The organism is Bradyrhizobium sp. 62B (genome assembly GCF_030272265.2).
Classification (GTDB): Bacteria; Pseudomonadota; Alphaproteobacteria; order Rhizobiales; family Xanthobacteraceae; genus Bradyrhizobium.
The window spans coordinates 1,951,388-1,963,931 of record NZ_CP092841.2; the positions used below are offsets into that span (position 1 = coordinate 1,951,388).

Annotated in this window: 14 protein-coding genes; 11 read left to right on the forward strand and 3 right to left on the reverse strand. The window is 64.7% G+C overall.

Annotation, left to right across the window (positions count from 1 at the left end; genetic code table 11):
* Positions 1-6: 6 nt before the first annotated feature.
* From fba to ML401_RS09255, 8 genes are all read left to right on the forward strand, one after another.
* The gene (gene fba / locus ML401_RS09220) at positions 7-1,092 is read left to right on the forward strand and encodes a class II fructose-bisphosphate aldolase (protein WP_285811563.1); all 1,086 of its coding nucleotides are present in this window, start codon (positions 7-9) and stop codon (positions 1,090-1,092) included.
* 31 nt (positions 1,093-1,123) lie between these two features.
* Positions 1,124-2,584 carry a form I ribulose bisphosphate carboxylase large subunit gene (locus ML401_RS09225; protein WP_194406692.1) on the forward strand — a complete coding sequence of 487 codons (1,461 nt, stop codon included), beginning with the start codon at positions 1,124-1,126 and terminating at the stop codon, positions 2,582-2,584.
* An 11-nt stretch (positions 2,585-2,595) separates the two neighbouring features.
* Positions 2,596-3,003: a ribulose bisphosphate carboxylase small subunit gene (locus ML401_RS09230; protein ID WP_194406693.1), complete on the forward strand. Its 408-nt coding sequence runs from the start codon at positions 2,596-2,598 to the stop codon at positions 3,001-3,003.
* Between the two features lie 98 nt (positions 3,004-3,101).
* Positions 3,102-4,034 carry a CbbX protein gene (gene cbbX / locus ML401_RS09235; RefSeq protein ID WP_285811565.1) on the forward strand — a complete coding sequence of 311 codons (933 nt, stop codon included), beginning with the start codon at positions 3,102-3,104 and terminating at the stop codon, positions 4,032-4,034.
* Positions 4,031-4,768, forward strand: a complete 738-nt coding sequence (rpe, locus tag ML401_RS09240; protein WP_285811567.1) for a ribulose-phosphate 3-epimerase — start codon at positions 4,031-4,033, stop codon at positions 4,766-4,768. The genes cbbX and rpe overlap by 4 nt, the downstream gene beginning before the upstream one ends.
* 190 nt (positions 4,769-4,958) lie before the next feature.
* Positions 4,959-6,110: an FIST signal transduction protein gene (locus ML401_RS09245; RefSeq protein ID WP_285811569.1), complete on the forward strand. Its 1,152-nt coding sequence runs from the start codon at positions 4,959-4,961 to the stop codon at positions 6,108-6,110.
* 2 nt (positions 6,111-6,112) lie between these two features.
* Positions 6,113-7,984 carry a bifunctional diguanylate cyclase/phosphodiesterase gene (locus ML401_RS09250; RefSeq protein WP_285812648.1) on the forward strand — a complete coding sequence of 624 codons (1,872 nt, stop codon included), beginning with the start codon at positions 6,113-6,115 and terminating at the stop codon, positions 7,982-7,984.
* A gap of 185 nt (positions 7,985-8,169) precedes the next feature.
* Positions 8,170-8,382 carry a hypothetical protein gene (locus ML401_RS09255; RefSeq protein ID WP_194406698.1) on the forward strand — a complete coding sequence of 71 codons (213 nt, stop codon included), beginning with the start codon at positions 8,170-8,172 and terminating at the stop codon, positions 8,380-8,382.
* A 15-nt stretch (positions 8,383-8,397) separates the two neighbouring features.
* On the opposite strand, the gene ML401_RS09260 is transcribed toward ML401_RS09255, so the two are convergent.
* Positions 8,398-9,234 (reverse strand): universal stress protein, encoded by an 837-nt coding sequence (locus tag ML401_RS09260; protein WP_211419351.1) that lies wholly within the window; start codon positions 9,232-9,234, stop codon positions 8,398-8,400.
* Positions 9,235-9,445: 211 nt separating this feature from the next.
* Between ML401_RS09260 and ML401_RS09265 the strand changes: the two genes are divergently transcribed.
* Both ML401_RS09265 and ML401_RS09270 read left to right on the forward strand, forming a co-directional pair.
* Positions 9,446-10,993: a Do family serine endopeptidase gene (locus tag ML401_RS09265; RefSeq protein ID WP_285811572.1), complete on the forward strand. Its 1,548-nt coding sequence runs from the start codon at positions 9,446-9,448 to the stop codon at positions 10,991-10,993.
* 269 nt (positions 10,994-11,262) lie between these two features.
* Complete coding sequence (locus ML401_RS09270; protein WP_194408207.1) at positions 11,263-11,625, forward strand: hypothetical protein; 363 nt, start codon at positions 11,263-11,265, stop codon at positions 11,623-11,625.
* Between the two features lie 12 nt (positions 11,626-11,637).
* On the opposite strand, the gene ML401_RS09275 is transcribed toward ML401_RS09270, so the two are convergent.
* On the reverse strand, positions 11,638-11,925 hold the full coding sequence (locus ML401_RS09275; RefSeq protein ID WP_285811573.1) for a DUF6496 domain-containing protein: 288 nt from the start codon (positions 11,923-11,925) through the stop codon (positions 11,638-11,640).
* A 78-nt stretch (positions 11,926-12,003) separates the two neighbouring features.
* Positions 12,004-12,198, reverse strand: a complete 195-nt coding sequence (locus ML401_RS09280) for a DUF3072 domain-containing protein (protein WP_135162095.1) — start codon at positions 12,196-12,198, stop codon at positions 12,004-12,006.
* A gap of 115 nt (positions 12,199-12,313) precedes the next feature.
* On the opposite strand from ML401_RS09280, the gene ML401_RS09285 reads away from it, so the two are divergent.
* Positions 12,314-12,535: a hypothetical protein gene (locus ML401_RS09285; protein ID WP_285811576.1), complete on the forward strand. Its 222-nt coding sequence runs from the start codon at positions 12,314-12,316 to the stop codon at positions 12,533-12,535.
* Positions 12,536-12,544 lie beyond the last annotated feature (9 nt).

Genomic DNA, 12,544 nt, shown 5'->3' on the forward strand with positions numbered 1-12,544 from the left:
TCAATCGTGGCTCGTATCACCCTTCGCCAATTGCTCGATCACGCGGCCGGCCATGGCTACGCGGTGCCGGCATTCAACATCAATAATATGGAGCAGGGCATCGCGATCATGCAGGCGGCGGCCGAGGTCGATGCGCCCGTGATCATCCAGGCCTCGCGCGGCGCGCGCAGCTATGCCGGCGATCTCATGCTCTCGCACATGATCGATGCGCTGGAGCGGACCTATCCGGACATCCCGCTCTGCATGCACCAGGACCACGGCAACGACGAAGCCACCTGCGCGTCCGCGATTGCCCATGGCTTTACCTCGGTGATGATGGACGGTTCGCTCAAGGCCGATGCCAAGACTGCCGCCGATTACGACTATAACGTCGCGATCACCCGCCGCGTCGTCGATCTCGCCCATTGGGTCGGCGCCTCCGTCGAAGGCGAGCTCGGCGTGCTCGGCTCGCTGGAACACGGCGGCGGCGAGCAGGAAGACGGTCATGGTGTCGAGGGCAAGGTCAGCCACGACCAGCTCCTGACCGATCCCGACCAGGCCGTCGACTTCGTCCGCGCCACCAAGGTCGATGCGCTGGCGATCGCGATGGGCACCTCGCACGGCGCCTACAAGTTCAGCCGGAAACCGGATGGCGACATCCTGGCGATGCGGGTGGTCGAGGAGATCCACCGCCGGTTGCCGAATACGCATCTCGTCATGCACGGCTCCTCCTCGGTGCCGCAGCCGCTGCAGGACATGTTCAACCAGTTCGGCGGTGAGATGCCGCAGACCTGGGGCGTGCCGGTGGAAGAGATCGTCCGCGGCATCAAGAGCGGCGTGCGCAAGGTCAATATCGACACCGACTGCCGGCTGGCGATGACCGCGGTGTTCCGCAAGGTCGCGGCGCAGACGCGCTCAGAGTTCGATCCACGCAAATTCCTCAAGCCGGCGATGGACGCGATGCGCGAGCTCTGCCGCGATCGTTTCGAGCAGTTCGGCACCGCGGGCCACGCCAGCAAGATCAAGGTCATTCCGTTGAGCGAGATGGCGCGGCGTTACCGCGCCGGCGAGCTCGATCCGCGCATCGGCGCGCGCGAGCCTGTTGCGGCCTAATCATTCAGAGAGAGAAGAGCAGGAGAGAGCCATGAATGCACACGCAGGCACCGTCCGCGGCAAGGAACGCTATCGTTCGGGCGTGATGGAATACAAGCGCATGGGCTATTGGGAGCCCGACTACACGCCGAAGGACACCGACGTCATCGCGCTGTTCCGCGTGACGCCGCAGGAGGGCGTCGATCCGATCGAGGCTTCCGCCGCGGTCGCCGGTGAATCCTCGACCGCGACCTGGACCGTGGTGTGGACCGATCGCCTGACCGCCGCCGAGAAGTATCGCGCAAAATGCTATCGCGTCGATCCCGTCCCGGGCTCGCCCGGCTCGTATTTCGCCTACATCGCCTATGATCTCGACCTGTTCGAGCCGGGCTCGATCGCAAACCTGTCGGCCTCGATCATCGGCAACGTGTTCGGCTTCAAGCCGCTGAAGGCGCTGCGTCTCGAAGACATGCGCTTCCCCGTCGCCTATGTGAAGACGTTCCAGGGACCCGCGACTGGCATCGTGGTCGAGCGCGAGCGGCTCGACAAGTTCGGCCGGCCGCTGCTGGGCGCGACGGTGAAGCCGAAGCTCGGGCTTTCGGGCCGCAACTACGGCCGCGTGGTCTATGAGGCGCTGAAGGGCGGACTCGACTTCACCAAGGACGACGAGAACATCAACTCGCAGCCCTTCATGCACTGGCGCGATCGTTTCCTCTATTGCATGGAAGCCGTGAACCGCGCACAGGCGGCTTCCGGCGAAGTGAAGGGCACCTACCTGAACGTCACCGCGGGCACGATGGAGGACATGTACGAGCGCGCGGAGTTCGCGAAGGAGCTGGGGTCGTGCATCGTCATGATCGACCTCGTGATCGGCTACACCGCGATCCAGTCGATGGCCAAATGGGCGCGGCGCAACGACATGATCCTGCACCTGCATCGCGCCGGCCACTCGACCTATACGCGGCAGAAGAGCCATGGTGTGTCGTTCCGCGTCATCGCGAAGTGGATGCGGCTCGCCGGTGTCGACCACATCCATGCCGGCACGGTGGTCGGCAAGCTCGAAGGCGATCCCAACACCACCCGCGGCTACTATGACGTCTGCCGCGAGGACTTCAACCCGACCAAGCTCGAGCATGGCCTGTTCTTCGACCAGTCCTGGGCGAGCCTCAACAAGATGATGCCGGTTGCCTCCGGCGGCATCCATGCAGGCCAGATGCATCAGCTGCTCGATCTCCTGGGCGAAGATGTCGTGCTGCAGTTTGGCGGCGGCACCATCGGCCATCCCATGGGCATTGCGGCCGGCGCGATCGCCAACCGCGTCGCACTGGAAGCGATGATCCTCGCCCGCAACGAGGGCCGCGATTACGTCCACGAGGGTCCGGAAATCCTGGCTCGGGCGGCCGAGACCTGCACGCCGCTGAAGGCGGCGCTCGAGGTCTGGAAGGACGTGACCTTCAACTATCAATCCACCGACACGCCGGACTTCGTGCCGACCGCGCTCGAAACCGTTTAGGGAGATTTGACATGAAGCTGACTCAAGGCTGCTTCTCGTTCCTGCCGGATCTGACCGACGACCAGATCTACAAGCAGGTGCAGTATTGCCTCACCAATGGCTGGGCGGTGAACATCGAGTTCACCGACGATCCGCATCCCCGCAACACCTATTGGGAGATGTGGGGCCTGCCGATGTTCGACCTTCAGGATGCCGCCGGCGTGATGATGGAGCTCGCCGAATGCCGCAGGGTGTATGGTAACAGCTACATCCGCATCAGCGGATTCGATTCCAGCCATGGCTGGGAATCGGTGCGGATCTCCTTCCTCGTCAACCGGCCGCCGCAAGAGGCGGAGTTCGAGCTGGTGCGGCAGGAAGTCGGCGGTCGCGCGATCCGTTACACCACGGTGCGGAAGCCGGCTGCGCACGCCTCTCCATAACCATTCTCCTCCGCGCGGAGCACTCCCTGCTCCGTTTCCTTGGCGGACCACTGCTTCGCCGCTCCCCCGCGGCGAAGCTCTTTTCTTCGAGGGTAGCCATGCTGGATGTTCCCCACGCAACCCCGGCCGAGGCCGGCGAGACCCATTTCGATCTCCGCAAGGAAGCTGAAGCGGCCGGGATCACCGACACGCTGCAGCAGCTCGAGCAGGAGCTGGTCGGATTGAGGCCGGTGAAGAGCCGCGTGCGCCAGATTGCCTCGCTGCTGCTGATCGAGCGCATCCGGCAGCGTGCGGGCCTGGCTTCCGCGCCGCCGACGCTGCACATGTCGTTCACCGGCAATCCCGGCACCGGCAAGACGACGGTGGCGCTGCGCATGGCCAGGATCCTGCACGGCCTCGGCTTCGTGCGGCGCGGGCAGGTGATCTCGGTGACGCGCGACGATCTCGTCGGCCAATATATCGGCCACACCGCGCCGAAGACCAAGGAGATCCTGAAGAAGGCGATGGGCGGCGTGCTGTTTATCGACGAGGCCTACTATCTCCATCGCCCTGACAACGAGCGCGACTACGGCCAAGAGGCCATCGAGATCCTGCTCCAGGTGATGGAAAACCAGCGCGAGGACCTCGTCGTGATCCTCGCCGGCTATGGCGAGCGCATGACGAGCTTCTTTGCCTCTAACCCCGGCTTCCGCTCACGCATCGCCCACCACATCGAATTTCCCGACTATGCGGAGGCCGAGCTGCTCGTCATCGCCGAGTTGATGCTGAAGGAGCGCGGTTATCGCTTCTCGGCGGCGGCGCGCGAGGCGTTCGAGAAATACATCGCGCTGCGCCGGACCCAGCCTTTCTTCTCCAATGCGCGCTCGATCCGCAACGCCGTCGACCGCATCCGGCTGCGGCAGGCCGATCGCCTGGTGTCCGATCTCGACCGCATGCTCGATGTCGCCGACCTCGAAACCATCGATCCCATGGACGTCCTGGCGAGCCGCGTCTTCAGCGGCGGCGCTGATGCGCGGAGTGCAAAATCATGAGCAGAGAGATCATCATCGCGCCGTCGATCCTGGCTGCGGATTTCGCGCGCCTCGGCGAGGAGGTCGCGGCCATCGACGCGGCCGGCGCCGACTGGATCCATTGCGACGTCATGGACGGGCACTTCGTGCCGAACATCAGCTTCGGCGCCGACATCATCAAGGCGATCCGGCCGACGACGAAGAGGATTTTCGACGTGCATCTCATGATCGCGCCTGTCGATCCCTATCTCGAGGCGTTCGCGAGGTGCGGAGCCGACGTCCTCACGGTGCATGCCGAAGCGGGCGCCCATCTCGACCGCTCGCTCCAGGCGATCCGCGCACTCGGCAAGAAGGCCGGCGTGAGCTTGAATCCCGCGACGCCCGAGAGCGCGATCGAATACGTGCTCGACCGTCTCGATCTCGTGCTGGTGATGACGGTCAATCCCGGCTTCGGCGGCCAGTCCTTCCTCGAATCCCAGCTCGAGAAGATCAGGCGCATTCGAGCCATGATCGGCGACCGGCCGATCCGGCTCGAGGTCGACGGCGGTATCACGCGCGACAATGCCGCTGCCGTGGCGGCAGCCGGCGCCGATACGCTGGTGGCGGGTTCCGCTGTCTTCCGCGGCAAGAGCGTTGCCGATTATGCCGCGAACATCCGGGCCATTCGCAGCGCCGCCGAGTCGGGCCGGGTTCCGAAGCGGCAGGATAATGCCGTGCAGCCGATGCGCGTCGGCGAAGGCGCGCGCACCCGGTAGATTACGGGTGGCATCTCCAGGCTATTGCGCGGCGGTATCGAAGTTTTTCCGGAGTCTTACGGAGAATTTGACGCGACTCCGCAATGCCTTCATGCCGGGGTAACCAACGGTGCCGAAGTACGCACGCGATTAACGGCGACGCAATGCGCCGCTTCACAATCTGTGGTTCAAGGACTGCAGAGAGTGTGGGATGCAGATTCAATATCTTCACTGGAATGCTGCCCATGGCTGGCGCGGAGCGGATGCTCTGCGCGAGCCTCCCCAGCTCGTGCTCTATTTCGGCAGCCGAGAGCAGCTGGTGGACGGCCAACGTTATGGCGAGCTGCGCGGGCTCTATCCCGACAGCCATATCGTCGGTTGCAGCACTGGCGGACAAATCCATGGCGACGACATTTGCGACGACGAAGTGGTCGCGGTCGCCTTGCGCTTTGCCCGCACGCAGGTGCGGCTGGTGCAGGAGCTCATTGAGAGCCGCGACGCGTCGCGGGCCTGTGGCGCGCGTCTTGCCCGTCAGGTCATGGCGGCCGATTTGGCGGGCCTGTTTGTCCTGTCGGACGGGTTGGCGGTGAACGGGGGCGAACTGCTTGCCGGAATCACTGAAGTGCTCGGACCGGATTTGCCCGTCACCGGCGGGCTTGCCGGCGATGGAACCCGATTTGAACAGACGATCGTCGGAGCCGACGCGGAGCCGTCGCCCAACCGTGTCGCTGCAATCGCATTCTACGGTGCCTCGTTCCGTTTCGCGCATGGCTGCGCCGGCGGCTGGGATGTGTTCGGGCCCCGCCGCAAGGTGACGAAGGCGGAAGGATCGGTGGTCGTGGAGCTCGACGGCGAGCCGCCGCTGGACCTCTACACCCGCTATCTCGGCGAGGAGGAGGCCGAGGCGATGCCGGGTTCGGGCCTGGCATTCCCGTTGCGCATTCACGACGAGGCGGAACCGAACCGGCAGATTGTACGCTCGGTGTTCGCGGTGGATCGCAATGCCCGCACCCTGACATTCGCCGCCGACATTCCGGAAGGATGTACCGCGCAATTGATGCGCGCCAATTTCGACAGTCTCGCCGCCGGTGCCGGCGAGGCCGGCAGGCAGGCACGCAACGCTCTCGCGGAAGGGGTCGCCGGCGACAAGCTTGCGATCCTGGTCAGCTGTACCGGCCGCCGCAGGGTGATGGGGCAGCGTACGCAGGACGAGCTGGATGCCGTTGCCGCCGAACTCGGCGAGGACGTCGTGCGGATCGGATTCTACTCCTACGGCGAGATCGCCTCGCCGGCCGCGTCCGGCCGCTGCGAGCTGCATAACCAGACCATGACCGTCACTGTCATCGCGGAGGCGGCGGCTTGACCATGCATCGGTTGCTCGCAAGACAAATCCGCCAGGCGACGGACGAATCCGGACAGGTCGATGTGACCAAGCTCTGTGAGCTCGTCGGCGCGGCCTATGAGGAGAGCGACCGGGATCGCCGCCGCACCGACCGTGCGATCAAGCTGATGATCGAGGAGCTCGAACAGACGCACAAGCGCGCCGAGCAGGATCTGCTGCGGGCGCGCGAATTCCTCGACAGCATCATCGAGAACATCCCGATCGCGGTATTCGCCAAGGATGCGAAGGACTCCCGCTACGTCCTGCTCAACCGCGCCGGCGAAGAATATTACGGAATGCCGCGCGAGGAGATGCTGGGCAAGACTCCGGAGCAGATCTTTCCGGACAGTATCGCCCGCGTCGTCAACGAGCAGGATCGCCGCGTCGTCGACAGCGGCTCGCCGATGTTCCTGGAGGGGCATCTGCTCGAAGTCGGCGTCAAGGGCCGCGATCGTCTCGTCAACTCGCGCAAGCTGCTGATCAGGGACGGTGCGGGCGCGCCGCAATATCTGGTCGGCGTGATCGAGGACATTACCGAGAGGATCACGAACGAGGCGCGGATCAGCCATCTCGCGCATCATGATGCGTTGACCGACCTGCCGAACCGTAGCGCCTTCAACGCCGCGCTCGACGAGCGGCTGGAGCGGGCGCAGGAGGCGGCGACCAGTTTTGCCGTGCTCAGCCTCGATCTCGACCGCTTCAAGGAGGTCAACGACGTATTCGGCCATCCCGTCGGCGACATGCTGATGCGGGCTGCGGCGGACCGGCTTGCCGCGGAAGCCGACGGTGCCTTTGCCGCCCGGATCGGCGGCGACGAGTTCATGATCCTGATGCCCGACGACATCAACCAAGAGGACGTTCTGGCGCTCGCCGAACGCCTGGTCGACACGATCGGCAAGGAGCTCGAGGTCGACGACTATCTCCCCCATGTCGGCCTCAGCATCGGCATTGCGTTCTATCCTGATGACGGCGTCAATGCCGCCACGCTGCTCGCCAACGCCGATTCAGCGCTCTATCGCGCCAAGCGCGAGGGCAGGGGGCGGGTCCGGGTCTTCGAATCCGAGATGGACCAGGAGCTGCGCGACCGCAGGCTGTTGCAGCACGATCTGCGACAGGCGCTGGAGCAGAACCAGTTCCTGGTCTACTTCCAGCCGCAGGCGCGGGTGGATGGCGAAGTCATCGGCTTCGAGGCTCTGCTGCGCTGGAACCATCCGACACGCGGCTTCGTGCCGCCGGACCAGTTCATTCCGCTTGCCGAGGAGATTGGGCTGATCGTCGAGATCGGCGAATGGGTCTTGCGCGAAGCGTGCCGCGAGGCGGCATCCTGGCCGCGTCCGTTGCAGGTCGCCGTCAATCTGTCCCCGGTCCAGTTCCAGGCCGGCGATCTCGAACGTTATATCCACCAGATCCTGCTGGAGACCGGGCTTTCGCCGACGCGGCTCGAGGTCGAGATCACCGAGGGCGTGCTGATCGGCGATTTCACCCGCGCGCTCAACCTGCTACGGCGGCTGAAAGCGCTCGGCGTCCGCATCGCGATGGACGATTTCGGCACCGGCTATTCCTCGCTGTCCTATCTCCAGTCCTTCCCGTTCGACAAGATCAAGATCGACCGCGGTTTCATCTCCAACCTGGAGGCGTCGCCGCAATCGGCCGAGATCGTCCGCGCGGTCCTGAGCCTCGCGCACGCCCTGAACATCCCGGTCATCGCCGAAGGGGTGGAGACGGAAGCGCAGCGGGCCTTCCTGGCGCGCGAGGCCTGCGAGGAGATGCAGGGCTATCTGGTCGGCCGGCCTGACCTGATCGAACGCTATCTCGACCTAATCGGCGTGACCGTGGAGCGCCGGCTCTACGCCTAGCCCAAGTCCAGCGGCGCGGTTCCGGGCGTCAGCCCGACACCATTTGGAACTTTGACCCGGACATATATTTCCTAATAGCGAGCCGAGGCCAAGCGCCGCGGGGGGCGCAGCAAATCTTTTGCACTACCGCCATCGGCCTGACGTAAATAGGGGCAATAAGCTCTGCGAATGCGAGGGAGGGTCTCATGGAGAACGTACGTCGCTACCGGGCGCTGGCGTCCCTCTGTCGTCAGCAGGCGGCTTACCGGCCGCTTCAGAACTGGGAACTCCTCGGCCAGGCCGAACATTTCGAGTATCTCGCCGAGGTCGAGCTCAAGGCGCATTTCGACGCCTGCAACGCGAAGCACGACGAGGGCGCCGCAGCGCCCGAGGCCTGGGAGACTCCGGTCGCGGCGTGACGGTGCCTGTCGGTCTCAATGCGACATCAGCGTCGGGACCGTCATGGCTTCCAGCATGGCACGGGTGACGCCGCCGAGAACGCGTTCCTGCAAGCGCGAATGGCCGTAGCCGCCCATCACCAGGAGATCGAGCCCCTCGTCGGCCGCCAGCGACAGGATGGTCGGCTGGATGTCGGCGCGCGTCGCCGACAGGCCGACCGTGCGCGTCGACAGTCCACGCCGGCCGAGATGTCTTGCCAGATTGCTCGCTGACGCTTCGTCCGAGACCGCCTTGGCTTCGTTGATGGTGATGATCACGATCTCCTCGGCGCGCGCCAGGAACGGGGCTGCGTCGTGCACGGCACGGGCCGCGACGCGGCTGCCGTCCCAGCAGATGCCGATCCGCCCTGCCTTGAACGCGCCATGGAAGGTGTAGGGCAGGAACAACACCGGGCCGCCGGATTGGAACAGGATCTCGCCGGGTACGTCGTTGTCGAACGAGCCGTGCGCAGGCTCGGGCTGAAGCACGACGCTGAGGTCGTGCAGCCGCGCCATCTCGCCGAGCGAGCCGGCTGCATCCACCGGGATCGCGCCGAGCGGACGGCAGGCGTAGGAAATGCCGGCGTTCGCCGCTTCGATCTCGAACACCGAGAGGGCCGCCTCGGCCCGCTCCACGGCGCGCTCGCGTTCCAGTTCGAACACGGCGGCAACCGCAGCACCGCCTTCCATCACATAGGCTGCACTGGTTGCGACATAGCCGACCGCGACCGCGTCGAGATGGGCGTTGAACTGCGCTGCCAGCGAAATCGAGCCATCGATCGCGGAGCGCATGGGGCGTTCGGTGGGGATGTGAACGAGAATATCTTTGTACATGGGGCGCCTCCGATGAACATCATCCGGTGGCCGCAGTTTTTCACTGCCCGAAGGACTTGCGTTGAGCTGCATCAAATGTGCGGAAACGATCTTCCGACCGGTGTCCGCTCGCATGTTCTTTGCCAAGATTTAATCGGACGGACGGGACGTCGTAAGGTGACGATGTCCATGTTGGATGCAAGGCGACAGCTTCCAACATGGACATTTCGACATGAACGATCGCGTCAATTCCGAAACCCCGACGTCCCGCAAGATCCTGAAGCCGCGCCGGCTCGCGCTGCTCGGCACCGTGGCCGCACTCGGCGTGGCCGTGCTGGCGGCCTCTCCCGGCTCTTCGAAATTCGGCCCGAGCTCCTTCATTGCGCCGGCGGAGGCTGCGGAATCCGCCGCGACGCCGCCGGGCTTCGGTGATCTCGTCAGCAGGGTCAAGCCGGCCGTCATCTCGGTGCGGGTCAGGATCGACCAGGACAGCGACAAGAGCGCGATGCTGCAACAGAACCGGATGGACTCCGACGAGGGCTCGCCGTTCGACCAGTTCTCGCGGCAGTTCGGCTTCCGTTTCCGCGGCGGCCCGAACGGCATGCCGCGCCAGCGCCATCAGACGATGACAGGCGAAGGCTCCGGCTTCTTCATTTCCGCCGACGGCTATGCCGTGACCAACAACCACGTCGTCGACCACGCCACCTCGGTGCAGGTGACGTTGGACGACGGCACGAGCTACACCGCGAAGGTCGTCGGCACCGATCCGAAGACCGATCTCGCGCTGATCAAGGTGGACGGCAAGACGGACTTTCCGTTCGTCAGATTCTCCGACCAGAAGCCGCGCATCGGCGACTGGGTGGTCGCGGTCGGCAATCCCTTCGGTCTCGGCGGCACGGTAACCGCCGGCATCGTCTCGGCCAGCGGCCGCGACATCGGCAACGGTCCCTACGACGACTTCATCCAGATCGACGCGCCCATCAACAAGGGCAATTCCGGAGGACCGGCCTTCGACATGAGCGGCAACGTGATCGGCGTGAACACCGCGATCTTCTCGCCCTCCGGCGGCTCGGTCGGCATCGGCTTCGACATTCCGGCCTCGACCGCAAAGCTCGTCGTCGCGCAGCTGAAGGACAAGGGCGCGGTGACCCGGGGCTGGCTCGGCGTGCAGGTCCAGCCGGTGACGTCGGAGATCGCCGACAGCCTCGGGCTGAAGGAAGCGCGTGGCGCCATCGTCGACACGCCGCAGGATGGCAGCCCGGCGGCGAAGGCCGGCATCGCGGCGGGTGACGTCATCACCGCCGTCAACGGCACCGCGATCAAGGACTCCCGCGACCTCGCCCGCACCATCGCCACGATTGCGCCGGGCAGTTCGGTGAAGCTCGACGTCTTCCGCAACGGCGGGACCAAGACACTGACGCTCGCCCTCGGCGAGTTGCCGAACGAGCGGCAGGCCAAGGCAAATGGCGGCGCCGACGGGGGCATAGAGCAGCCGAGCGCCGGCACGCCCCGTCTCGGGCTCGGTCTGGCTCCGGCCGGTGACGTCCAGGGTGCCGGCCAGAAGGGCGTTGTCGTCACCGAAGTCGATCCGCAAGGACCGGCGGCGCAGCGCGGCATCCAGACCGGCGACGTCATCCTCAATGTCGGCGGCAAGCCCGTCGCCAATGTCAGCGACGTCCGCTCGGAGCTGGCGCAGGCCAAATCATCCGGCAAGCGCAGCGTGCTGTTGCAGGTCAGGAGCGCCGAGGCGACGAGGTTCGTCGCGGTGCCGCTCGCCTGAGGCGACCCGTGTCTTCCCAACAAGCCGAAGGGCGGCCCTCCGGCCGCCCTTTCCTTTGCCGCCAGGATGTGGGCAAGCGCGGATAACATTCTCGTTAACGGCAGCGATGGTGACCCGGTTCATACGAAAAAGCCGCGTTCGGCCATCACAGTTCCGAGTCGTGGATATGCTCGGCGGCAACGAGGCCGTCGAGAGTTGCAAGCGTGGAACTTCGAACCCGCCGCCGTCTTGTGGAACTGGCCGGTGGTTCGCACTTGATCGGTGCCGACATGGATCGATTGAAGCTCTCGCTAAGGGGGGCGCTGCTTGCGGCGCCGTTCGTGCTCTGGGGTGGAAACGCGCTTGGTCGCGATGACGGCCGCTACGCGGACTCGCCCCTCAAGCCGTGGTTCGACAGTCTGCGCAGCCACCTCGGTCCTTGCTGCTCGGACGCCGACGGTTTTGCCGTCGCCGATCCCGACTGGGAGTCGCATAACGGGCACTATCGCGTGCGGCTCGACGGGGAGTGGGTCGAGGTGCCCGACGAAGCTGTCATCACCGAGCCGAACCGCGCCGGCCGCACCATGGTATGGCCGGTGAAGACGGCTTTCGGAGTCTCGATCCGCTGCTTCATGCCGGGCAGCATGATCTGAGACAGATCAGCATCAACGCTTGCTGGATTTGCGCTTCGACGATTTCTTGGCTGTCTTCTTCGTCGTCCGCTTCCTAGTCGTCTTCTTGGACGTCTTCTTGCTGGCCTTCTTCGGGACCTTCTTGCCCTTCTTGCGCGCCTTCGACAGCCCGATCGCGATCGCCTGCTTGCGACTCTTCACGCGACCGCCACGGCCTTTGCGGCCGCTCTTGGCCGTGCCCTTCTTGTAGCGGCGCATCTCGCTTTCGACATCGCTGCCGGAGCTGCGTGAGTAGCGGCGCTTCTTTGCCTTGCGTGCCATGCATGTTCTCCCTTGGCCGGAAGAACTATTCGACACGGGCATGGTTCCGAAAGAGCGCGCCACCTTCCAGGCGAAAGCCTAGAAGGAATTCGCCAGCTCGATCTCCGCTTCCAGCACCTGGATGCGCCGTGCGGCCTCGGTGGAGGACAGGTCGCGCGCATATTGTGCGGGCTGATAGGCCTCTTCGCTCAGCCGTTTCAGTCTCAGCCCCTGCGCCCGGGTCATCTGCTCGGCGAGAAAGATCCTGGCGTCGTATTTACCTTGAACCTGCATCTGGCATCTCCGTCCTGAATTCGTGGCTTGACTATATGTTCTTATTTTGTTCTAACAAGCCATGGACAACAGAATTAATGAAATTCGACGTAAAATCAGCGCCTTGAGGCTGGAGATGGCCGACGTCGAGGCGTCCGTGCGCGCTTCCGTCAACGGCGATCGCGATTGCACCGAACAGGCCCTGGCGCAGATGGATCTGCGCCGAAAGGTCAACTTGCTGATCGGGGAATGGAAGGCCGCCGGCGGTGCCGATGTCCTGCCTGACGTCCGCGACCGCGTGCGCCTTCGTCTCGTGAAGACAGTCGGTATTCCCCAGCGCGCGAGCAGACGGCGCTGAAATCTTTGA